This is a genomic window from Lysinibacillus sp. FSL M8-0337 (assembly GCF_038593855.1).
Lineage (GTDB): Bacteria > Bacillota > Bacilli > Bacillales_A > Planococcaceae > Lysinibacillus > Lysinibacillus sphaericus_D.
Genome location: NZ_CP151996.1, coordinates 1084251 through 1108936 on the forward strand (window position 1 = coordinate 1084251; position 24686 = coordinate 1108936).

22 protein-coding genes are annotated in these 24686 nt (G+C 39.1%); 19 read left to right on the top strand and 3 right to left on the bottom strand.

The features are described from left to right. The first annotated feature begins 210 nt into the window (after positions 1–210). From MKY08_RS04945 to MKY08_RS05005, 13 genes are all read left to right on the top strand, one after another. Positions 211–4542 (top strand): PolC-type DNA polymerase III, encoded by a 4332-nt coding sequence (locus MKY08_RS04945; protein ID WP_081327890.1) that lies wholly within the window; start codon positions 211–213, stop codon positions 4540–4542. 231 nt (positions 4543–4773) lie between these two features. Then, positions 4774–5250 (top strand): ribosome maturation factor RimP, encoded by a 477-nt coding sequence (gene rimP, locus MKY08_RS04950; protein WP_024361996.1) that lies wholly within the window; start codon positions 4774–4776, stop codon positions 5248–5250. A gap of 24 nt (positions 5251–5274) precedes the next feature. Continuing rightward, positions 5275–6408 (top strand): transcription termination factor NusA, encoded by a 1134-nt coding sequence (gene nusA, locus MKY08_RS04955; RefSeq protein WP_024361995.1) that lies wholly within the window; start codon positions 5275–5277, stop codon positions 6406–6408. 206 nt (positions 6409–6614) lie between these two features. Then, positions 6615–6893, top strand: a complete 279-nt coding sequence (locus MKY08_RS04960) for a YlxR family protein (protein ID WP_024361994.1) — start codon at positions 6615–6617, stop codon at positions 6891–6893. After that, positions 6890–7198, top strand: coding sequence for a YlxQ family RNA-binding protein (locus tag MKY08_RS04965; RefSeq protein WP_024361993.1), 309 nt, complete (start codon positions 6890–6892; stop codon positions 7196–7198). The genes MKY08_RS04960 and MKY08_RS04965 overlap by 4 nt, the downstream gene beginning before the upstream one ends. A gap of 14 nt (positions 7199–7212) precedes the next feature. Next, positions 7213–9495 (top strand): translation initiation factor IF-2, encoded by a 2283-nt coding sequence (gene infB / locus MKY08_RS04970; RefSeq protein ID WP_069510092.1) that lies wholly within the window; start codon positions 7213–7215, stop codon positions 9493–9495. After that, entirely contained in the window at positions 9495–9773 is a 279-nt protein-coding gene (locus MKY08_RS04975) for a DUF503 domain-containing protein (protein WP_024361991.1), read from the top strand. Before infB ends, MKY08_RS04975 begins: the two co-directional genes overlap by 1 nt. A 123-nt stretch (positions 9774–9896) precedes the next feature. After that, complete coding sequence (gene rbfA, locus MKY08_RS04980) at positions 9897–10238, top strand: 30S ribosome-binding factor RbfA (RefSeq protein ID WP_024361990.1); 342 nt, start codon at positions 9897–9899, stop codon at positions 10236–10238. A gap of 76 nt (positions 10239–10314) precedes the next feature. Next, positions 10315–11226, top strand: a complete 912-nt coding sequence (gene truB, locus MKY08_RS04985) for a tRNA pseudouridine(55) synthase TruB (RefSeq protein WP_069510090.1) — start codon at positions 10315–10317, stop codon at positions 11224–11226. 13 nt (positions 11227–11239) lie between these two features. Beyond that, the gene (gene ribF / locus MKY08_RS04990) at positions 11240–12190 is read left to right on the top strand and encodes a riboflavin biosynthesis protein RibF (protein ID WP_069510088.1); all 951 of its coding nucleotides are present in this window, start codon (positions 11240–11242) and stop codon (positions 12188–12190) included. Positions 12191–12360: 170 nt separating this feature from the next. Beyond that, complete coding sequence (rpsO, locus tag MKY08_RS04995; protein WP_008178982.1) at positions 12361–12630, top strand: 30S ribosomal protein S15; 270 nt, start codon at positions 12361–12363, stop codon at positions 12628–12630. A 281-nt stretch (positions 12631–12911) separates the two neighbouring features. Then, complete coding sequence (gene pnp / locus MKY08_RS05000; RefSeq protein ID WP_024361987.1) at positions 12912–15026, top strand: polyribonucleotide nucleotidyltransferase; 2115 nt, start codon at positions 12912–12914, stop codon at positions 15024–15026. 73 nt (positions 15027–15099) lie between these two features. Further along, complete coding sequence (locus tag MKY08_RS05005; protein WP_069510086.1) at positions 15100–16323, top strand: pitrilysin family protein; 1224 nt, start codon at positions 15100–15102, stop codon at positions 16321–16323. Positions 16324–16835: 512 nt separating this feature from the next. On the opposite strand, the gene MKY08_RS05010 is transcribed toward MKY08_RS05005, so the two are convergent. Genes MKY08_RS05010 through MKY08_RS05020 form a run of 3 tightly spaced genes read right to left on the bottom strand, consistent with a single transcriptional unit; the run spans position 16836 to position 18685 of the window. Further along, entirely contained in the window at positions 16836–17462 is a 627-nt protein-coding gene (locus MKY08_RS05010; protein ID WP_069510084.1) for an ABC-2 transporter permease, read from the bottom strand. Next, positions 17459–18307 carry an ABC transporter ATP-binding protein gene (locus tag MKY08_RS05015; RefSeq protein WP_069510082.1) on the bottom strand — a complete coding sequence of 283 codons (849 nt, stop codon included), beginning with the start codon at positions 18305–18307 and terminating at the stop codon, positions 17459–17461. The genes MKY08_RS05010 and MKY08_RS05015 overlap by 4 nt, the downstream gene beginning before the upstream one ends. Continuing rightward, positions 18308–18685 carry a GntR family transcriptional regulator gene (locus tag MKY08_RS05020; protein WP_069510080.1) on the bottom strand — a complete coding sequence of 126 codons (378 nt, stop codon included), beginning with the start codon at positions 18683–18685 and terminating at the stop codon, positions 18308–18310. 145 nt (positions 18686–18830) lie between these two features. Here MKY08_RS05020 and MKY08_RS05025 point away from each other — a divergent pair, with 145 nt between their 5' ends. The 6 genes from MKY08_RS05025 to MKY08_RS05050 all read left to right on the top strand — a co-directional run bounded on the left by MKY08_RS05025 (position 18831) and on the right by MKY08_RS05050 (position 24502). Further along, positions 18831–19094 (top strand): sporulation protein, YlmC/YmxH family, encoded by a 264-nt coding sequence (locus tag MKY08_RS05025; RefSeq protein ID WP_024361981.1) that lies wholly within the window; start codon positions 18831–18833, stop codon positions 19092–19094. 9 nt (positions 19095–19103) lie between these two features. Then, the gene (locus MKY08_RS05030; protein WP_069510079.1) at positions 19104–19883 is read left to right on the top strand and encodes a dipicolinate synthase; all 780 of its coding nucleotides are present in this window, start codon (positions 19104–19106) and stop codon (positions 19881–19883) included. Further along, positions 19877–20467, top strand: coding sequence for a dipicolinate synthase subunit B (locus MKY08_RS05035; RefSeq protein ID WP_069510077.1), 591 nt, complete (start codon positions 19877–19879; stop codon positions 20465–20467). Before MKY08_RS05030 ends, MKY08_RS05035 begins: the two co-directional genes overlap by 7 nt. Before the next feature lie 82 nt (positions 20468–20549). Further along, a complete protein-coding gene (locus tag MKY08_RS05040) occupies positions 20550–21587 on the top strand; it encodes an aspartate-semialdehyde dehydrogenase (RefSeq protein ID WP_024361978.1) in 1038 nt (345 codons plus the stop codon). Between the two features lie 13 nt (positions 21588–21600). Then, positions 21601–22500 (top strand): 4-hydroxy-tetrahydrodipicolinate synthase, encoded by a 900-nt coding sequence (gene dapA / locus MKY08_RS05045; protein WP_069510075.1) that lies wholly within the window; start codon positions 21601–21603, stop codon positions 22498–22500. A 334-nt stretch (positions 22501–22834) separates the two neighbouring features. Then, positions 22835–24502 carry a ribonuclease J gene (locus MKY08_RS05050; RefSeq protein ID WP_069510073.1) on the top strand — a complete coding sequence of 556 codons (1668 nt, stop codon included), beginning with the start codon at positions 22835–22837 and terminating at the stop codon, positions 24500–24502. Positions 24503–24686: the final 184 nt, after the last annotated feature.

A 24686-nucleotide genomic window follows, 5' to 3' on the forward strand; every position in this document is an offset into this window, starting at 1 on the left:
GAATGAGGACAAGCAAACGAATTCGCGACACGCCTACGGGAAACCAAGCAAATCTCACTGCTATAAAAGCAAAGTGAGGCTTGCTAGAATAGCCCGTGGAAAGGGAGCGAATTTTTTTGCATCATAGTTGAAAACGTATTTGCTAGATAACAATGAGCAAGAGGTGATTAGATTGCCTCTTCCCATTAAAGTGAAAGTAGGTGTCATTGATTGGAACAGCAACAAGAAGCAAGACAAAGATTTCAAATGCTCTTGCAACAACTAGAGTTAACAGAAGATGTTTATATGTCCTTTTTTGAAGAAGGCGAATTAGCCCGTCTTACTGTGCATAAAAAAAATAGACTCTGGCATTTTAATATTAAATTACGTGGCATACTTCCATTTCCGTTATATCAACTATTTCGTACACATCTAGCTGAAAAATTCGCTGCTATAGCTCAAATCGAAACAACTTTTGAAACAATTGAAAAAAATGTTACGGAAGAGCTGATTCAAGCGTATTGGTTAACCATTGTTGAGCAAATCGACGATATGGCACCAACCTTAAAAAATTGCCTTGTATCGCAAATACCGATGTGGAATGGGCAAAAAATTACGTTATCCTGCGTGCAGGAAATGGAACTGATGATGCTGAAAACGAAATATGCGGAAAAGCTAGCTCTTAGCTACAGTCAATTTGGATTTCCACATATCGCCTTTGATTTTATGCTGCAAGAGGAAACAGAAGAAATGCGTGAAGCCCAAGAAGCATTCATCGAGCAAAAACGTTTAGAAGAAGCAGCGATGGCTCAACAAGCAATGCAAGACTTCCAAAAACGTGAGCAGGACAAAAAGGATAATCCAGCATTGGCGGCCCTTGGTGATCGTCCATTTCAGCTTGGTATGCAAATTAAAGACGATGAAATTATGGAAATTAAGCGCATAGTCGAAGAAGAACGCCGCGTCATTATTGAAGGATTTGTGTTCGATACCGAAATTAAAGAATTAAAAAGTGGCCGCTCACTTCTACAAATTAAAATTACCGACTATACAGATTCAATTGTTGTAAAAATGTTCTCACGGGATAACGACGATGCAGAATTGATGCAGCATTTGAAAAAGGGTATGTGGGTGAAAGTACGTGGCTCGGTTCAAACCGATACTTTTATTCGTGATTTAATTGTGATGGCAAATGATATTAATGAAATAAAAAAAGAAACACGACAAGACAAGGCACCAGAAGGTGAAAAACGAGTAGAGCTCCATTTGCACACACCGATGAGTCAAATGGATGCAGTTACACCAGTAGATAGGTTAGTGGCTCAAGCGGCGAAATGGGGTCATCCAGCGATTGCGATAACAGATCATGCGGTTGTGCAGTCGTTTCCAGAGGCTTATAGTGCGGGCAAAAAACATGGCATAAAAGTGATTTACGGTTTAGAAGCTAATTTAGTCGATGACGGTGTACCGATTGCGTATGCTTCTGAGCATCGTGCATTAGATGATGCTACCTATGTGGTGTTTGACGTCGAAACGACAGGGCTTTCTACTGCATACGATACCATCATAGAGCTTGCAGCAGTAAAAATTAAAGGCGGACATGTGATTGACAAATACGAAAGTTTTGCCAATCCACATCATGCATTGTCCGCAACGACGATCGAACTGACAGGCATCACAGATGAGATGGTTCGCAATGCGCCGGAAGTGGAACAAGTGATTCATGAGTTCCATGCCTTTATAGAGGACGCTATCGTCGTGGCACACAATGCCTCTTTTGATATGGGCTTCCTCTATACAGGTTATAAAAAATACGGTTTGGAAAATACCATTCACCCAGTTATTGATACATTAGAACTTGCCCGTTTGCTCCATCCTACGATGAAAAATCATCGTTTAAATACATTATGTAAAAAATTCGGCATTGAATTAACACAACATCACCGTGCCATTTATGATACGGAAGCAACAGGTTATTTATTATTGCATCTATTAAAAGAAGCGGATGAACTCGGCATTAAATATCACGATGATTTTAATAAGCATATCGGCGGTGGCGATGCCTATAAAAAAGCGCGTCCGATGCATTGTACGATTTTAGCAGTCAATAATGACGGTTTAAAAAATCTATTTAAGCTTGTGTCTCATTCGCATACAAAGACTTTCTATCGTGTCCCGCGTGTAACACGTGCGACGTTGGAACAATACCGACAAGGACTGTTAGTGGGTTCAGGCTGTAGTAATGGTGAATTGTTTGAGACGATGATGAATAAATCACCCGAGGAAGCCGAACAAATCGCAAGGTTTTACGATTATATTGAAGTGCAACCGAAGGCTGTATATGCACCGTTAATTGAACGTAATGTCGTGCGCGATGAATGGACCATTGAGGATATTATTCGCAAGCTAGTGAAACTTGGCAAGAAGATGGATAAGCCTGTAGTCGCTACAGGAAATGTTCATTATCTAGATCCGAACGATGCTATGTTTAGACAAATACTGATTGGTTCTCAAGGTGGCGCCAATATTTTAAATAGATCTAAGCTGCCAGCGGTTCATTTTCGAACTACGGACGAGATGTTGCAAGAGTTTGATTTTTTAGGTCCTGATCTTGCAAAAGAAATCGTCGTTACCAACACGCAAAAAATTGCGGCTATGATTGACGATGTAAAGCCGATTAAGGATGATTTATATACACCTAAAATTGAAGGTTCTGATGATGAAGTAACCAATTTAACGTATGAGATGGCCCATCGTATCTATGGTGAAGAGTTACCGGAAATCGTTAAAGCTCGTATCGAGAAAGAGCTAAAGTCGATTTTAGGGCATGGATTCGGTGTAATTTACTTAATTTCTGCAAAGCTTGTGAAAAAGTCACTTGCTGATGGCTATTTAGTAGGTTCTCGTGGTTCGGTTGGGTCTTCATTAGTGGCAACCTTTATGGAAATTACGGAGGTAAACCCATTACCACCGCATTATATTTGTCCAAATTGTAAGCATTCCGAGTTTTTTAATGACGGTTCTGTTAGCTCAGGCTATGACCTACCGAACAAAGATTGTACGGAATGTGGCACACCTTATAAAAAAGACGGACAAGATATTCCGTTCGAAACTTTCCTTGGTTTTAAAGGAGATAAAGTACCTGATATCGATTTGAATTTCTCGGGTGAATACCAACCACAAGCCCACAACTATACAAAAGTACTGTTTGGTGAAGATTATGTGTTCCGTGCTGGAACAATTGGTACTGTTGCAGAGAAAACAGCATATGGTTACGTTAAAGGCTATGCGAGCGACAATAATCTTCATTTCCGAGGTGCTGAAGTAGACCGTTTAGTACAGGGTTGTACAGGTGTTAAACGAACAACAGGTCAACATCCAGGTGGGATTATCGTTGTACCAGATTATATGGATATTTATGATTTCTCACCAGTGCAGTTCCCAGCGGATGCACAAGATTCGGAGTGGCGAACAACACACTTTGATTTCCACTCCATTCATGACAATATTTTAAAACTCGATATTCTTGGACACGATGATCCGACTGTTATTCGTATGTTACAAGATTTATCTGGCATTGATCCGAAAACAATTCCAACCGATGATCCGGTTGTTATGAAAATTTTTAGTTCACCTGAATCGCTAGGTGTGACAGAAAAGCAAATTGGGTGTAAGACAGGAACACTAGGCATTCCGGAATTTGGTACACGATTTGTTCGCCAAATGCTAGAAGATACGAAACCATCAACATTTTCGGAGCTAGTGCAAATTTCTGGTCTATCACACGGAACAGACGTATGGCTTGGTAATGCACAGGAGCTAATACAAAATGGTACATGTGTGTTAAAAGAAGTAATCGGCTGTCGCGATGACATTATGGTGTATTTAATCTACCAAGGACTTGAACCATCTTTAGCCTTCAAAATTATGGAGTCTGTGCGTAAAGGGAAGGGCTTATCAGAGGAATTTGAAGCAGAGATGTTAGCAAATAAGGTGCCTGGTTGGTATATCGAATCATGTAAAAAGATTAAATATATGTTCCCTAAAGCCCATGCCGCTGCCTACGTTTTAATGGCAGTACGTATTGCTTGGTTTAAAGTGCATTTCCCAATCTTGTATTATGCTGCCTACTTTACCGTAAGGGCAGATGATTTTGATTTAATCGCGATGACGCAAGGTTCCCAAATGATTCGTGCAAGAATCGATGAAATTAACATGAAGGGCTTAGATGCGTCAACGAAAGAAAAAAACTTACTGACAGTAATGGAACTTGCACTGGAGATGTGCGAGCGTGGCATGAGCTTCCAAAAGGTGGACTTATATCGTTCACAGGCTAGTGAGTTTATTATTGATGGCAATTCTTTAATACCGCCATTCGATGCGATTCCTGGGCTTGGCACAAACGTTGCCAAAACCATTGTAGCTGCACGTGAAAATGGCGAGTTCTTATCGAAAGAAGATTTACAGCAACGTGGACGTGTATCGAAAACATTAATTGAGTATATGGATCAATTAGGTTGTTTAGAAGGTATGCCTGATGCAAACCAGTTATCGCTCTTCTAATGTCTAAAATAAGGAAGTTTGCATTGTGACGTAAATTGTGCTATCCTTATGGTAATAATTTGTTGATAGTTTTCCAGCAAAAGAGTGGGGCATTCCCGCTCTTTTCTGTTGTTATACCGAAGCAAAACAAATTTTTTAGACTAACAGCAGGTAAGACCGTCAAATTTCACCAACATTACTGGTGGAATTTCTGTTTTATTACGCCTGAAATTGAAAATGCAGGAGGAAACAATGAGCAAAGTACCATCTTTAATTGAAGAACTTGCTACACCGATTGTCGAAGAGTTAAATCTTGAATTGGTGAATGTTGAGTTTGTGAAAGAAGGACGTAACTGGTTTTTACGTGTTTATGTAGATACACCTGAGGGTGGAATTGACATCGGCCAATGTGCTCAAGTTAGTGAACGACTTTGTTTACTGTTGGATGAAAAAGATCCTATTACACAAAATTATTATTTAGAGGTATCTTCACCAGGTGCAGAACGTCCATTAAAAAAAGATACTGATTTTAAAAAAGCCGTTGGCAAATTTATTTATGTGAAAACCTATGAGCCCATTAAGGACATGAAGGAATTCCAAGGCTACTTAACGTCATACGATGAACATACATTAGTGATGGAAGTACCTATTAAAACACGCAAAATTACAGTAACAATTGAACAGGAAAAAATCGCTTTGGCACGACTTGCCATCGATTTTTCAGCATAATGCATATTTAGGAGTGAAAATAAAATGAGTAGTGATTTGTTAGATGCGCTAACGGCGCTGGAAGAACAAAAAGGAATTTCAAGAGATGTGTTAATTGAAGCGATAGAGGCGGCATTAGTTACAGCTTACAAGCGCAACTTTAACCAAGCTCAAAATGTTCGTGTAGACTTAAACTTAGACAAAGGCTCAATTCGTGTATTTTCACGTAAAGATGTTGTTGAAGAAGTAGAAGATGACCGTTTACAAATTGCTTTAGAAGATGCGAAGGCTATCAACCCTGCTTACCAATTAGAAGATATTGTTGAACAGGAAGTAACGCCTCGTAATTTTGGGCGTATCGCTGCACAAACAGCGAAGCAAGTCGTTACACAACGTGTGCGTGAAGCAGAACGTGGCTTAATTTATGAGCAATACGTAGATCGTGAAGATGACATTGTAACGGGTGTAGTCGAGCGTTTAGATGCACGTAATATTTACGTGGGTCTTGGTAAAGTAGAAGCTGCATTACCACAAAATGAACAAATCCAAGGTGAAACGTATCATCCACATGACCGTATTAAAGTATATATTACAAAGGTTGAACGTACGACACGTGGTCCACAAGTAATCGTTTCACGAACACATCCAGGCTTATTACGTCGATTATTTGAGATGGAAGTACCTGAAATTTATGAAGGCATTGTAGAAATCAAGTCAATTGCTCGTGAAGCGGGAGACCGTTCTAAAATTTCGGTACATGCACATAACGAAGAAGTTGATCCTGTAGGCTCATGTGTAGGTGCGAAAGGTGCACGTGTTCAAACAATCGTCAATGAATTAAATGGTGAAAAAATTGATATCGTTGAATGGTCAGAAGACCCTGTTGTATTTGTAGCAAATGCATTAAGCCCTTCAAAAGTTTTAGATGTGCAAGTAAATGAAGAAGAAAAATCAACAACTGTTGTAGTACCGGATTACCAATTATCTCTTGCAATTGGTAAGCGTGGTCAAAATGCTCGTCTAGCTGCAAAATTGACTGGTTGGAAAATCGATATTAAAAGTGAGACAGATGCACGTGAGTTAGGGATTTATCCATCTGCAACAAGCACTTTCGTACCTGCTGATGATAGTGACTACGAAGAAGCTACAGTTGACTTATATCAAGACGACGAAGAATAAGTAAGAAAGCCCGTGTGACTGGTCACCTGGCTTTATTCAGTGGGCGTCCTGGGCCGACTGAATAAAGCCAGGAACTGTGGCGAAGGTCTTGAGTGTTGAGAGACGAGATTGTACTCCGCAATGTTCAAATCACAAAATTCTACCTTTGCGTTTTGGTTATGGCTGGTCCACCTCTTACGAAGCTTCAGAGAGGAAAGGTGATTCTTATGGCGGTAAATAAAAAAGTACCACTTCGAAAATGCGTAGCTACTGGAGAAATGCTACCGAAAAAAGCAATGATTCGTGTTGTTCGCTCGAAAGAGGGCGAGGTTAGCGTAGATGTTTCAGGGAAAAAGCCTGGACGAGGCGCTTATGTTTCAAAGTCTGAACAGGCGGTTGACATCGCGCGTAAGAAAAATGTTTTAGGGCACCAACTTGATGCAAAAATTCCTGAAGAGATATACGAAGAGCTACTATTGCTCATTCGTAGGGAGGCTATTTTATGACCAATCAAGCAGTGTTTAATTTGCTTGGTATAGCTGCAAGAGCTCGTAAAGTTATTTCAGGAGAAGAGTTAGTAGTAAAGGAAGTCCGCAATGGTAATGCTAAGCTTGTACTGCTTGCAAACGACGCTTCTAAAAACTCTAGTAAAAAAATTCAAGATAAATGCACTTATTACAACGTTGAGTATCATGTAATTGGCGATCGTTATGATCTAGGACATGCTACAGGTAAGGAGGCCCGAGTGGCTTTAGCTATTACCGATAAAGGTTTTGCAAGTAAATTGTCTAGTCTACTCAACGAAAAATAATCGGGGGTGAGCAGATGACCAAAATCAGAGTTCATGAATATGCCAAACAAGTGAATAAATCGAGTAAAGAGGTTATTGAAGCGCTAAGTAAATTAAATGTGAGTGTAACGAACCATATGTCTATGTTGGAAAAAGATACTGTGGCAAAGTTAAATCAATCATTTAAAGCACCGACAGAGAAAAGAGAGGCAAAGCAAGCTACTCAAAATGTAACACAACGTTCACAAGCGAATGGACAACAAAAACCACAGCAATCGGTGAAAAAGCAAGATGGACAAAAGCAGCAATCTGCTACATCGACGCCGAAAGCAAATCATTATAATACGCAACAAAAATCAAATTCGTCTAACGAAAAATCTAAGAATACTAAAGGTAATCAAAATAGAAATATGACACAAAATAATAATAATAACAATAATAATAATAATCGCAGAGGCGGCGGATACAACCAACGTCCAAAACCAGGAATCCACGGTGGTAAACGCCGTCATCCAAAAACGCATCAACCAACATTACCAATCAAACAAAAAGAATTACCAGAAAAAATTACTTTTGTTGAATCGCTTTCAGTAGCTGAATTAGCAAAAAAATTATACCGTGAACCATCTGAAATCATTAAAAAATTATTTATGCTTGGCGTAATGGCGACAATTAACCAAGAATTAGATAAGGATGCAATTGAGTTAATTTGCGCAGACTACGGTGTAGAAGTTGAAGAAGAAATTCGTGTAGATATTACGGATTTAGAAACTCACTTCGAGCAAACAGAAGAAATCAATGAAGCTGAATTATCAGAACGTCCACCTGTAGTAACAATTATGGGTCACGTTGACCACGGTAAAACGACTTTACTTGACTCAATTCGTCATACAAAAGTAACAGCTGGAGAAGCTGGTGGTATTACACAGCATATCGGTGCTTACCAAGTAACTGAAGGCGACAAAAAGATTACGTTCCTTGATACACCAGGGCACGCTGCATTTACAACAATGCGTGCGCGCGGTGCAAAAGTAACGGACTTAACAATTCTAGTAGTGGCGGCTGACGACGGTGTGATGCCTCAAACAGTTGAAGCCATTAACCATGCAAAAGCTGCAGAAGTGCCAATTATTGTTGCTGTCAACAAAATGGATAAACCTTCAGCAAACCCGGATCGTGTAATGCAAGAATTAACCGAACATGGTTTAGTACCTGAAGCTTGGGGTGGCGATACAATTTTCGTGCCAATTTCAGCATTAAAAGGTGAAGGTATTGATACATTGCTAGAAATGGTATTACTTGTTGCCGAAGTTGGAGAGCTAAAAGCAAATCCAGATCGTCTAGCACTTGGTACTGTAATTGAAGCACAGCTTGATAAAGGCCGTGGTTCTGTTGCAACACTATTAGTACAAGACGGTACATTAAAAGTCGGTGATCCAATCGTAGTTGGTCACGCTTATGGCCGTGTTCGTGCGATGGTTAACGATAAAGGGCGCCGTGTAAAAGAAGCTGGCCCATCAACACCAGTAGAAATTACAGGTTTAAACGATGTACCGCAAGCTGGGGACCGCTTCGTTGTCTTCGAAGACGAAAAAACAGCTCGTCAAGTTGGGGAAACTCGTGCAATGACAGCTATTCAAGCACAACGTTCTGAAAAACAACGTGTCACGCTTGATAACTTATTTGAACAAATGAGTCAAGGCGAAATGAAAGAGTTAAACTTAATCGTTAAAGCTGACGTTCAAGGTACTGTAGAAGCAATGGCTGCTTCATTAATGAAAATTGATGTAGAAGGCGTAAATGTGAAAATTATTCATACTGGCGCTGGCGCAATTACAGAATCAGATATTTCTCTTGCCGCAGCATCGAATGCAATTGTAATTGGTTTCAACGTACGACCAGATACAAATGCAAAACGTGCAGCAGAGGAAGAAGGCGTAGATATTCGTCTACACCGTGTTATTTATAAAGTAATTGAAGAAATCGAACAAGCGATGAAAGGTATGCTAGACCCAGAATTTGAAGAAAAAATCATCGGTCAAGCAGAAGTTCGTCAAACAATTAAAGTATCTAAAGTTGGTACAATTGCAGGTTCTTACGTGACAGAAGGTAAAGTAACACGTGATTCAGGTGTCCGTGTTATCCGTGACAACGTGGTAATCTTCGAAGGCGAATTAGATACATTAAAACGTTTCAAAGATGAAGTAAAAGAAGTGGCAAGAGGATACGAATGTGGTATTACGATTACAAACTTCAATGACATTAAAGAAGGCGACATCATTGAAGCCTACATTATGGAAGAAGTTAAACGTGCATAATGATTGTATACGTTGAGGTAGAATTTATTATCCAAACTGCCCATTCGTTAAAGGAAAAACGCGCTGTCTTACAGCGTATGATTACGCGCACAAAACAGAAGTTTAATGTATCCATTGCCGAAATTGACCATCAAAATGTATGGCAACGTACGAAATTAGCGCTTGTTGCTGTTTCTTCCTCGAAGGACGCAGCAGAGCGTGAAATCAATCACGCCCTTCATTATTTGCAGTCAAATCCGTCTTGGGAACAACTTAATGTGTGGCGAGATTATTTATAAGCAGCAAAGGTTATTTGAGAGATTGGATGGTTATTGTCAATAAAAGGCTTGTTTAAAACCATTTATTGACACATTCATTCCCTTAACGCAAATAGCTGAACATCGAAATAGAGGTGACTAATTATGTCTCTACGCTCAAACCGTGTTGCTGAGCAAATGAAAAAAGAGCTTGGTGATATTATTGGCCGTAAAATTAAGGATCCGCGTGTTGGCTTCGTTACTGTTACTGGTGTAGATGTAACAGGTGATTTACAACAAGCGACAATTTATATTACATCATTAGGCAATGAACGTGAACGTGAGGAAACGCTAAAAGCTTTAGTAAAAGCTGCTGGTTTTATCCGTTCTGAAATCGGTTCTCGTATTCGGTTACGTCGAACACCGGAATTAATCTTTGAATTTGACTCATCGATTGAGTATGGTAATCGCATTGATTCATTACTACGTGGTTTACACAAAGAATAACAACAGTAAAAGTCTGCCACATGCATCTTCATGCAGGCAGGCTTTTTTCATGTGATGGTGCAAAAGGGGGATTTAGATGAACGGTATTTTACCGCTTTGGAAAGAACGTGGCATGACGAGTCATGATTGCGTCTTTAAATTACGAAAAATATTGCGAACAAAAAAAGTTGGCCATACGGGCACTTTAGATCCAGGAGTGGAAGGGGTTCTGCCCATCTGTATCGGACAGGCAACACGTATTGCCGAATATTTAACGGATGCAGGGAAGACTTATGAGGCAGTCATTTCCATTGGGCGCACAACGACGACTGAAGATGCAGAAGGGGAAACGGTTGCGGAAGATACTACAAATAAGGCGTTTACGCGTGCGAAGTTGCTGGATGTCTTAGCTTCCTTAACGGGTGTTATTAATCAGACACCACCGATGTTTTCAGCTGTTAAAGTCAATGGGAAACGGTTATATGAATATGCACGTAAAGGCGAAACGGTGGAAAGACCGACAAGACAGGTGACAATTTATGCTTTAGAGTTACTTGATGATAAGGAAATTTACGAAGGGCATGAAATTACATTTCCTGTAAGGATTTCATGTAGCAAAGGCACATATATTCGTACATTAGCTGTACAAATTGGGGAAGCGCTTGGCTATCCTGCACATATGCAAGAGCTTGTGCGAACTGCATCGGGCACATTTACACAAGACAATTGTTTTACACTAGCACAAGTTGCCGAATTAATGGAAAATGAACAAATTCATACATGCATTCTTCCAGTAGAATATGCCTTATCAGACTATCCATATATTGAAATAACATCATCGATTGAAAAAGAAATTTTCAATGGACAAGTGCTTCCAGCAGATGCATTATTAAAGGTGCATGATAAAATTGTGTTTGGAATCAAAGGGAAAGCATTTGCGGTTTATCAAGCCCATCCGACAAAAGAAGGGTTGATGAAGCCACATAAAATGTTCCCAACGATAGAGTAGGAGGATTTTTTGTATGGAGGTCATTCATTTAAAATACCCACACCAATTACAACAGCGAGAAAGTATACAGCCGTACTCATTGGCAATTGGCTTTTTTGATGGTGTACATATTGGACATCAGGCGGTTATTGAAGCGGCAAAGCAAGAGGGGGACAAGCGACAAATCCCGACTGCCGTTATGACATTTGATCCGCATCCATCATTAGTGCTAGGCGGACGCAATGAAAAAGTATTTTATATTACATTATTACAGCAAAAATTGCAGTTGTTTGAAGAACTAGGTGTGGATACGGTATTTGTTGTACACTTCACATCAGACTTTGCGAAGCTGTCACCGGCTGCTTTTATTGATACCTTTATTCGAGGGTTAAATATTCAACATGTTACAGCAGGATTTGATTTTTCATTTGGAGCATTCGGAAAAGGCACGTTGGAAGATATGCGTGCCTTGAGCAATGGCGAATATGGTGTAACGGTGGTCGATAAGAAAACGGACTCGCTTGAGAAAATTAGCTCAACACGCATTCGTAAATTATTACAAGAGGGCGATATGGAAGCTGCACGTACGCTTCTAGGGCGTCCATTTGAAATAAAGGGTATTGTGGTGCATGGCGATAAACGTGGGCGTACAATGGGCTTTCTTACTGCAAATGTTCAAGCATTAGAGGGTACTTACATTCCAGCAAGTGGTGTGTATGCAGTACGACTGCTTGTACAAAATAATTGGTATGATGGGGTATGTAATGTAGGCTATAAACCAACATTTAAAGATCCAAACGATAAGCAACTGTCGATCGAAGTACATATTTTAAACTTCGAGAAAAACATCTATGGGGAAGAAGTACATGTTGCTTGGTATAAACGTATTCGAAGCGAGCGGAAGTTTGACGGAATTGAAGCACTAAAAATTCAAATAGAGAAAGATAAGCAAGAGGCTATACAATTTTTTCATGTTATGAAATAGCGCTGTCCGCAGCACCACATGGTATGAGCTATGTTATTACTTGCTTGCCCCATTGTTTTATGGTAACATTCATAAGTGCATAAAGTGCTTAACCTTAGCTCGGTATACCGATGACTCCAACGTTTACTGTGCTAATGGGGATTTAACAATTATTTAGGAGGTCAATACAAATGGCTATTACAAAAGAACGTAAAAACGAAATTATCGCTGAGTACCGTACTCACGAAAGTGACACTGGTTCTCCAGAAGTACAAGTTGCAGTTTTAACAGCTGAAATCAACGCTTTAAACACTCACTTACGTACACACAAAAAAGATTTCCACTCTGAGCGTGGTCTTCTTAAAATGGTAGGTCGTCGTCGTCACTTACTTAAATATCTTCGTGAAACTGACGTTCAACGTTACCGTGAACTAATCAATCGTTTAGGCTTACGTCGCTAATTGACAATCGAAAAGCGGGATTATTCCCGCTTTTTCTTTATGTTTATAAACTTTCTAGCTAACGACGAATCGCAACAAGATAAGTAAAATATAAGAAGAAAACAAGCAAAAACGCCATTAAAACCAAATAAAGCAATAAATCCTAAATAAATTGGCAATAACTGAATTTAAATGTATGATTATTTCATGAAATATTTAGCATAGAACAAGCATTTTTGGTACACTTACTATTAGTACATACAGACGAGTAAGTGTTTTTATAATAGAGAGGGGTTCATTGAATGAACGAAAAGAAAGTCTATTCCTACGAATGGGCTGGCCGTCCACTAGTAATTGAAGTAGGACAGTTAGCAAAACAAGCAAATGGAGCAGCATTAGTACGCTACGGTGATACTTCTGTACTTGCAACAGCAACAATGTCAAAATCACCAAAACCACTTGATTTCTTCCCATTAACAGTAAACTACGAAGAACGTTTATATGCAGCAGGTAAAATTCCTGGCGGCTTTATTAAACGTGAAGGACGCCCATCTGAAAAAGCAATTCTAGCAAGCCGTTTAATTGACCGTCCAATTCGTCCGATGTTCCCAGACGGTTTCCGTAATGAAGTACAAGTTATTTCAATGGTTATGTCTAATGACCCTGATTGCACATCTGAAATGGCCGCAATGGTAGGTTCATCATTAGCATTAGCAATATCTGATATTCCTTTCGATGGACCAATTGCCGGTGTACAAGTTGGTTATATTGACGGTGAATTCATCGTGAATCCAACTGTCGAGCAAGCGAACATGTCAACAATCCATTTATCTGTAGCGGGTAACAAGGATGCTATTAACATGGTTGAAGCAGGCGCTTTAGAAGTGCCTGAAGAAGTAATGTTAGAAGCAATTATGTTCGGTCATGAAGAAATTAAAAAAATAATTGCTTTCCAAGAACAAATTGTTGCTGAAGTAGGGAAAGAAAAATTACCTGTCACATTATTTGAAATTGATGAAGCAATTCAAGCAGATATTAAAGCAGCTTGTGAAACTGACATGCATGACGCTATTCAAACAGCTGAAAAGCATGCCCGTGATGAAGCAATCACTGCGGTAAAAGATCGTATTATTGCTTCTTATGAAGAGCAAGAAGCCGATGAAACAACAATGAAACAAGTTCATACTATTTTAGATAAAATGGTAAAAGACGAAGTACGTCGTCAAATTACAGAAGATAAAATCCGTCCAGATGGTCGTAAGTTGGATGAAATTCGTCCACTTTCTTCTGAAACAGGGCTATTACAACGTACGCACGGTTCAGCATTATTTACACGTGGACAAACTCAAGCCTTATCAATTTGTACATTAGGTGCACTTGGTGATGTTCAAATTATTGACGGCTTAGGTGTTGAGGAATCGAAACGCTTTATGCATCACTACAATTTCCCACAATTCTCTGTCGGGGAAACTGGCCCAATTCGTGGACCAGGTCGTCGTGAAATCGGTCACGGTGCTCTAGGTGAGCGTGCACTAGAAGCGGTCATTCCTGATGAATCAGTATTCCCATACACAATCCGTTGTGTATCAGAAGTACTTGAATCGAATGGTTCAACATCACAAGCTTCAATTTGTGCATCTACATTAGCTATGATGGATGCTGGTGTTCCGTTAAAAGCACCTGTTGCAGGTATCGCGATGGGGCTGATTAAAAAAGGCGAGCATTATTCCATTTTAACAGATATCCAAGGTATGGAAGACCATTTAGGCGATATGGACTTTAAAGTAGCAGGTACTGCTAAAGGCGTAACAGCACTTCAAATGGATATTAAAATTGACGGTCTATCACGTAATATTTTAGAAGAAGCATTGACTCAAGCTAAAATTGGCCGTATGCATATTTTAGAATCAATGCTTGCAACATTGGCTCAACCACGTGAAAAATTATCTGCTTATGCACCAAAAATCGTGATTGTACGTATTAATCCAGATAAAATCCGCGATGTTATTGGACCAGGCGGTAAGCAAATCAATAAAATTATTGAAGAAACTGGCGTAAAAATTGATACAGAACAAGATGGTACAATTTACATCTCTTCAGCAGACGAAGAAATGAACGCTCGTGCAAAACAAATTATCGAAGACATCGTACGTGAAGCAAAAGTGGGCGAATACTACTTATCCACTGTAAAACGTATCGAAAAATTCGGTGCATTCTGTGAAATCTTCCCAGGTAAAGATGGCTTATTACACATCTCTGAAATTCAAGAAGAACGTACAAAGCAAGTGGAAGATGTGTTAAAACTAGGCGATCAATTACTTGTAAAAGTAATTGAAATCGACAAACAAGGTCGTGTGAATTTATCTCGTAAAGTGGTTATTCAAGAAGAAAAAGAACGCGCAGAACAAGGTAAATAATTTGATAAAAAAAGGCTGCGTATGATGCGCAGCCTTTTTTAAATAAAACGGATGTATAAGAGGAGGAAACTATTTGGTACAAGTACATACATGTCAAAACGGAGTGCGTATTGTGTCAGAGCAAATTGATCATGTTAGATCTGTTGCTCTTGGCATATTTGTCAATGCTGGTTCACGCTTTGAATTACCAGAGGAAAATGGGATTACGCACTTTATCGAACATATGCTTTTTAAAGGTACAACAACGCGAAGTGCCCGCCAAATCGCTGAAGAGTTTGACCGTATTGGTGGCGAACTAAATGCCTTTACTTCAAAAGAAAATACTTGCTATTATGCGAAAGTTTTAGACCATCATGCAGAGCTGGCTATTACCATCCTAGCAGATATGTTCTTTCATTCGACATTTGCAGAAGAGGAATTAGAAAAGGAACGTCAAGTCGTATTAGAGGAAATATTAATGAGTGAAGATGCTCCAGATGATGATGTGCATGAAAAGCTTTGGGAAGTCATGTATCCTAATGATGCCCTTGGTCGCCCGATTTTAGGGACCGCCGCTACGTTAAAAACATTTACAGCAGATATGATTCGCCATTATATGGCGAAACATTATGGACCAGCATCCATTGTTATTTCTGTGGCAGGCAATATTTCTCCAACACTATTAACAACGATTGAAGATTTATTCGGACATTATGAGGCATCACCTCTTGCTGTTGTGCCTGTTCTAACAAATCCCCAGTTCCATCCTGGAGAAATAACGAAAACACGAGATACGGAGCAGGTACATTTAGCTCTTTCTTACCCAGCAATTGGCGTCAAAGATCCGGATATGTATAGCTTTATTGCCTTAAATAATATTATTGGTGGCAATATGAGTTCCCGACTATTTCAAGAAGTACGGGAAGAGCGTGGCTTAGCATATACAATTTTCTCTTATCAATCTTGCTACGCAGATGTTGGGGCATTTACAATTTACGGTAGTGCAAGCCGTCAACAGCTATCACAATTGCAACATACCATTGATGCCACATTGCTTGATATCGTAGCGGGGGGCGTGACGGAGGAAGAGTTAGATAATGCCAAGGAACAGTTAAAAGGAAGCTTTGTGCTTGGCCTTGAAGGAACAGGGGCACGCATGAACCGAAATGGTACCAGTGAATTAGTACACCGAAGACACCGGTCAGTAGATGAAGTACTTGCGTCCATTGATGCGGTAACGATGGAGTCAGTGGATCGCCTTATTGCGAAAATATTAAAAGCTGAGCCAGCGATTTCCATCATCGGACCTGAAGCTTAACATAAAGCGGATAACGATCATAAAATTTCATCTTTTAGTGCGAGGCATCCATCGATTCAAACATTGGATGCCTTTCTTTCAGAAAACGATGGAATGGAAATTGACCCTCAATTGAACTAATGAGCAAAGCCCCATCACGATACTTTGGATGGGGCTTTGCTTATTGCCGGTATGATTAACAAATCTCTTTTGCTCTATAAAACGCATGGCATTTTCCAAAAACGACAACACTAATTATGGTACTAATTACTGTTGGTATTAGTATGACGGACAAATTGGCGGCCACCATTGCTAAGTAATAATGAATTGGAAAATTAATAAAAAATACCTACTATATAAATGAACATTCTAAAGGAACGGGTCCCTTTAGTTTCCTCTTCATGGCGATAGAAGCGTTACTAAAATAACGTAAGTTGATTAAAGTTATAATTAAGCTAATAATAACTATAAAAATATGCCCTTTTTGCATGGACAATCTATGCCACAAGAAAGCTTTCATTGTGCATCCCCCTCTAAAAATCCTTGCGTTTATAGATTGCTGTTGCAATAAGAGAAGATAACCATAAAATTAATAGTCCAATAAATGGTGCTAAATAGCTGAACTGTTGTAGCTTGGAAATCGTGATCAAAACATCCGCAAAATACTCCTCTAACAGTCCAACGAGTAAACCAGGAATAAAGCATAAAACAATTAGAACGATTCGACCTTTAATAGAGCCGTATTTAATATAAATCGGTAAGATTAAAGCAAGCAAACAAAATGCCGCAGCAATTAGCAGATTAAATGTAAGGAAAAAATTAGCAGTTTCCCAATCGTTTGTGAAATGACTTATGATAAAAACTACAGGTAATGCAATAATCAGACCAATTAACATTAATACAAGGCTAAGCATGTATTTACTAAGGACAATTTCGCTCTTGCTAATGGGTAAAGTATTGACATATTTATCCCAACTGCAAAGTTCATCGTAGGTAAGGGCAGTAATGGCTTGAATAACAAGGATAAATAATATAAAGGAAAAAATAATAGATCCTTGCCCCATCATTATGGAAAAAAGTAGCATGGGGATAAGTATAAAAGCTTGGGTCTTTAGCTGACGCTGTATCGTCATTAAATCTTTTACTAGAAGAGCAGTCATGACTGAACACTACCTTTCACGAAAAATAGCATGATATCCTCAATAGTCGGTCTTTCAACGGTAAATGCTTCGCTTATTTCATTTTTTAACACAAGTACTTCAAGCCCGAAAGTACCTTCGCGTTTTTGAATAATTGCTTGCTCAGGTAGTTCGCTTACTTCCTCATTAGTCCCTTTAAAAATACCGTAGTCATACAGTAAGACATCCTTGCTTTCACTAAATAATATTTCGCCGTTATGAATAAATGTAATGTAGTCAGCTATCTTTTCTAAATCACTTGTTATATGTGATGAAAATAATATGCTATGAGTTTCATCCTGCATAAACGTTAAAAATAAGTCGAGAATTTCATCACGTATAATTGGATCTAATCCACTTGTTGGTTCATCTAAAATTAATAATTTTGGATGATGGGACAATGCTAACGCTATCGATAGCTTCATCCTCATTCCTCGAGACAACTCTTTTACCTTTTTTCGTTTAGGCACCTTAAATTGCGTCAATCGCTCAAAATAATAATTAGAATCCCATGATTTAAATACCTTTTTCATAAATTTGTCGAGTTGCGTCGCATTCAGCGTTTCAGGTACATGTAACTCGTCGAAAACGACACCGATGTCGTTTTTTATCGCAAGCTCATATTCGACAATATCTTTACCGAATAGCAAAATTTCGCCATATTCTTTTTTCAATAAATTAAGCATGCATTTTATGGTAGTGGATTTACCTGCACCGTTTTCACCCACAAAGCCCATTACTGTACCTTGAGGTACTGAAAAACTAATATCTTTTAGTGAAAAGCCTTCAAAGCCTTTGTGTAAATCATGGATTTCAATGGCATTCATTTAGTTGTCCTCCTCTACAATTAATGAAAGTAAGTCTATTAATTCCTCTTTTGCAAGTCCTGCAGTTTTGGCTGTTCTTACGGCTTTTTGCAAATGCTCCTCTACTTGGCGCAATAACTCCTCTCGTAAAAAATCTTGGTTACGTTCAGTAACAAAGCTACCTTTTCCCGCTACCGTTTCAATAAAGCCGTCTCGCTCCAAATCCGCATAAGCTCGTTTGGTTGTCATCACGCTAATTTTAAGATCCTTGGCGAGTGCACGTATAGAGGGTAGTGCATCGCCGGCGTGAAGCTTATTTGCTAAAATGGCTTCTTTTAGTTGAACAGTTATTTGTTCATAGATTGGTTTATCACTCGCATTGCTTAAATGGATACGCACTTATTTTCACCTCACGATTAAAACTGTATATACACACTATACACAGTATGTATAAAAGTTGCAACCTAGAAGTACTTTCGTATGGGGCACGAATTGCAAAAACTCGGCATATATTGGGTTAACGGCTCAAGGAGGGAGATGAGGCATGCTATTATCTGAAATGGTGGATAAAGAATTGATTCAAGTTGAAGGTGGTGTACATTTTGGCATACTGGCACACACAGAATGCCTATTAGATGTGCAGACAGGAAAGATACATGGATTTGAGATTATTAAAGAAAAAATGCCATTCCAAAAGAAGAAAGTAAAAGTTAGTGAAATGATTCCGTGGCATGAAATTATATTAATTGGAGAAGATCGTATTTTATTTAACAAAACGACGACAGTACAGTCTGAATTTTTACAGTGAGGTGAGCTTTTGGAAAACGAAAAATGGCTGGTAATCGGCGAGGACTCAAGATTAAAAGAATTAGCGACGATGCTGCGAAGTCCTTCACGTACAGTATTTTATAAAAGAACTTCTGTTTGGAATGAGGAGTTAAATAAACTTGTTTTAGAGTTCCAGCCGAATAAAATTGTTCTCCCTATACTTCCGTTGAAGATAGAAGTTGAGCAATTGTATGGCATATCACAAGTGAAGTTTTATACAGGTCGATTGACAATGCATTGGAAGCAGTTGCTAGAAAAAAATGACACAAACTGTTATTTACAGCAGGAGTCTTTTATTTGGCAAAATGCAAGGTTGACGGCGGAGGGATTTATCGCCACGTTTTACGGACTCGAGCAGAAATGTATTTACGGACAAAACTTTACTATCGCAGGCTTTGGGCGCATCGCCAAAATGCTCGCTTCTTTACTCGTAAAGATGGGCGCTAATGTGCATATTGTTGCGCGTTCGGTGGTACAAGTGAGTGAAGCAAAAGCATATGGCTATAAAGCTTCGAATTTAGACGATCGAAAATGGTCCGTACATGATGGGATTTTCATTAATACGATTCCAGCGAAGTGGATTACAGAATCGTTTCAGGATCATGTGCCAGCCGTGTTATATGATTTAGCTTCGGAGCCAGGCTGTTTAGATATTGATGCGGACCAATTGCAGACATATGTACTATTGCCATCATTACCTGGGAAATACTTTGCACATGATGCGGCAGATATTTTGTGCAAGGCAATAGAGGAGGAAGAAAATTGCTGACGGGTAAACGAGTTGGTTTAGGCATTACGGCTTCACATTGTACGTATGAAGATGTTGTACCAAAAATTCAAAATTTTATTGATGCAGGGGCGACCGTTATCCCCATCATTACGCATTCAGTATTACATGCTGCAACACGTTTTGGAACAGGGGAAGAATGGATTGCGAAAATTGAGGCATTAACAGGGGAAAAAGTCATTTCTTCTATAAAAGAAGCGGAACCATTTGGGCCTTCCAATCCGTTGGATGCAATGGTCATAGCACCGATGACTGGCAATAGTATTAGTAAGTTTGCCAATGCCGCGACGGATAGCCCTGTTCTCATGGCTGCAAAGGCAACTTTACGAAATGGCTCCCCAGTTGTTCTAGGTATTTCCACAAATGATGCACTGGGCTTAAATGGCATCAATATTATGAAACTGCTCAATGCGAAAAACATCTACTTTATTCCATTCGGTCAGGATTCACCACATGGAAAACCCAATTCATTAATTGCTGATTTTGACCAAATGGTCGACACGGTTCATGCAGCAATTACGCAGAAAAAGCAATTACAACCACTGTTGATACAATATTTCAAATAAATCATTAATTGCACACAATTTTCAGTATTTTTATGATACAATAGCACACATTATGGAACTTGTATTCAAGGAGAGATGACAGATGACTAAGCAGTTAACAGTTGCGGTTGTAGGTGCAACAGGAGCAGTAGGTTCAAAAATGATGGAACAGCTAATTAAACGAAAATTTCCGATCGGACAGATTAAGTTTTTAGCTTCTGCACGTTCCGCAGGAAAACCAATCGAATTTAATGGTGAGACGTATACAATTGAAGAAGCGACACCTGAAGCTTTTGAAGGCGTCAATGTCGCTTTATTCTCTGCGGGTGGTTCTGTATCGGCAGTGCTGGCGCCAGAAGCGGCTAAACGCGGGGCAGTAGTCATTGACAATACGAGCCATTTCCGTATGGATCCAGAGGTACCCCTAGTAGTACCAGAGGTGAATCGCGGCGATCTTGCTAAACATAAGGGGATTATCGCCAATCCAAACTGCTCAACAATCCAAATGGTTGCAGCGCTTGAACCAATCCGTGCAACATTTGGTTTAACAAAAGTATTGGTATCGACGTACCAAGCAGTTTCTGGTGCAGGGATTTCAGCAATTGAAGAACTAAAAGCACAAAGCGCAAACTGGGATGCAGGTAAAGATGTAGAAGCAAATATTTTACCGAGTGGTGGCGACAAACGTCATTTCCCAATTGCTCGTAATGTCATTCCACAAATTGATAAATTTACTGACAATGGCTTTACATATGAAGAAATGAAAATGATTAATGAAACGAAGAAAATTATGCACGCACCAGAGTTAAAAGTCGCTGCTACTTGCGTACGTGTACCAGTTGTTTCAGGACACTCTGAATCTGTTTATATTGAAGTAGAAAAAGAGACAACAGTAGAAGGCATTTTCGAAGTATTACGAAATGCACCTGGAATTGTATTACAAGATGATATCGCAACACAAACTTACCCAATGCCGATTTACGCAGAAGGGGAAGATGCTACCTTTGTAGGACGTATCCGTCAAGACTTAGACAATAAAAAAGGATTCCACCTATGGATCGTATCAGATAATTTATTAAAAGGCGCTGCATTGAACTCTATTCAAATTGCAGAAGCAATGCTTGAGGATAACTTACTATAAGAGGGGTGTAAGGATGAATTTAGGTCGAATTGGAACGGCAATGATAACGCCGTTTAAAGAAGATGGTACGATTAATTATCCAGAACTAGAACGTATTATTAATCATTTAATTGATAATGGTACTGATTGCATTGTTGCATGTGGCACAACCTCTGAAAACCCAACTATGACCACAGAAGAAAAAATTGAAGTTGTACGATTTACAGTAGAAAAAGTAGCGGGCCGTGTACCAGTAATTGCAGGTACAGGGGATAATGAAACAGCTTATTCAATCGCGATGACGCATAAGGCTGAAGAAAATGGTGCTGATGGCATTATGTTAGTAGCACCTTATTATAATAAGCCAAACCAACGAGGTATTTACGCGCACTTTGAGACGATTGCAAAAGAAACAAAGCTGCCTGTGATGCTTTATAATGTACCAGGACGCACAGGTATAAACGTGGCCTATGAGACGTCTGTTGATTTAAGTAAAATTCCTAATATCTCATGGATTAAAGAGGCGAGCGGGAATTTAGATCAAATGGGCGATATTATTGAAAACGTTGAAGCTGCAGATAATTTTTTAGTGTATAGCGGGGATGACGGATTAACATTACCGTTGCTGGCAATTGGTGGGGCTGGTGTCATTTCAGTTGCTTCACACGTTGTCGGAAATGATATGCAGTTAATGATAAAATTATTTGAAGAAGGAAAGCATGAACAGGCTGCAAAAATTCATCGAGCATTATTACCTTTAGTGCGTGCGCTATTTGCACAACCGAATCCTTCACCGATCAAATATGCGATGACAAAATTAGGCTTTGATACATTAAATGTTCGACTACCAATGGTGGAAATGACAGATGAAGAAAAAGCTAACTTCGACCAAATATGGGAAACGTACCAAGAAAAAGCTAAAAATTTTAGATAATAAGTGAAACTATAGATAAACTCACCAATAAGAGTTTATCTATAGTTTTTTTATTGATGCGGTGCCAGGCACTCAAACAATTCTCAAACAATTTCATCACAAGCGAAGTAAAAATCCAAGGCAGGCGCCAGTGGGAACATGTAGGTGTAAGCCGCAACAATCCAAGCGTTAGCGAGGAGTTTCGGCTTACAACATGCCTGCGGAAAACGCAATGGTTTTTTACGCTAGAATTGTTTGGGTGCCAGGCACTTAAAATAATTTGTGCAAAAGCCTTGCAAACCGTATAATGAAAATAAGTGGTTGCTGTTCGGGATATTTTTTAGGAGGAAACAAATTGACAAAAAAGAAAAATGAATTAATTCGCATCATTCCACTAGGTGGTGTGGGCGAAATTGGAAAAGCAATGTGCGTAGTAGAAATTGACGAAGAGCTATTTGTAGTTGATAGCGGTTTAATGTTCCCAGAAGACGAGATGTTGGGCATTGACATCGTAATACCGGATATTACGTATTTAGAAGAAAACAAAGAGCGTGTGAAAGGGATTTTCTTAACACATGGTCATGAGGATGCCATTGGGTCAATCGCTTATATTTTACAAAAAGTGAAGGCACCAGTGTATGGATCAAAATTAACGATTGCACTTGCAAAAGAACATTTAAAAGAATTACCTGCACCACATCAGGTAAAATTCTTTGAAGTAACAAATCGTAGCCGTATGAATTTCAACTCTACGTATGTGACATTCTTCCATACAACACATAGTATTCCCGATTCGTTAGGGGTTGTGTTCCATACTTCTGAAGGAGCGATTGTTCATACGGGAGAGTTTAAATTCGACCAATCGGCAACAGGTAAGTTTAAACCGGATTTAGCCAAAATGGCACAATTAGGTGAAGAAGGCGTATTTATTTTACTATCTGAGTCTTGTGAAGCAGAGCGACCAGGCTATACGACATCTGAAATTGTGATTGAAGAGCAATTATCAAAAACATTCCATTCGGCACCAGGTCGTATTTTAGTAGCTGTCTATGCGTCTAATTTCATTCGTATTCAACAAGTCCTAACGCAAGCGCAAAAATCGTTCCGCAAAGTGGTTATTGTGGGGAAACCTTTAGAAAAAGCTGTTGATTTAGGTGTACAGTTAGGGTATTTAACGGTAGAAGAAGATACGATTATTCCAATCTCTGAAATGCAAAAATATCAAGAAGAAGAAATTATTATTATCGCAACGGGTAATAGAGGCGAACCGTTAGATGCATTAGAGAAAATTGTTCGTAAGCATCATCGAGACATTAAAATTAAACAAAATGATACAGTACTCATTACGTTTACGCCGTCTCCTGGTATGGAAGTACAAATGGCAAATACGATGAATTCCATTGCGAAAGCTGGAGCTGAAATTTTGACATCAAGTAAAAATGTCCATGTATCGGGTCACGGTAGCCAAGAAGATTTAAAGCTAATGTTGAATTTAATGCAGCCGAAATACTTTATTCCAGTTCAAGGGGAATATCGTATGCTGATTGCACACTCTAAGTTAGCACAACAGCTTGGTATGCAAAAATCACAAATTTTTATCGCTGATAAAGGTGATATTGTCGAATACAAAAATGGCAAAATGCGTATGAGTGGTCGTGTACAAGCTGGTAATGTATTAATAGACGGTATTGGTGTAGGCGATGTTGGAAATATTGTTTTACGTGATCGTAAATTACTTTCGCAAGATGGTATATTCATTGTTGTTGTCACTTTAAACCGTGCACAAAAGAAAATTGCTTCAGGTCCCGAAATATTATCGCGTGGTTTCGTCTATGTGCGTGAGTCAGAGCAGCTAATGGTGGAAGCATCTGAAATTGCGAAAAACGTGATTGAAAAATATGTTGGGAAAGATACTTTCGAATGGACAAACATTAAACAAGAAATTCGTGATACATTAAATACCTATTTATTCCAAAAAACGAAGCGCCGCCCAATGATTATCCCAATCATTATGGAGTATTAAAATTTTAAAAGATTTCTTTAACGCATGTTGCTAATGAGTGACGCCACATTTTGTTGCGTTACCGATTGAATGTCAAAAAGTATGTCATTGTCTAACATGAAAATGTGACATGACATAGTCAAGCACTTCAAAATAAGCTTGTTTTTTGATAGAAGTAATGTAGAGCAAGCTTTGAAGAAGTAGC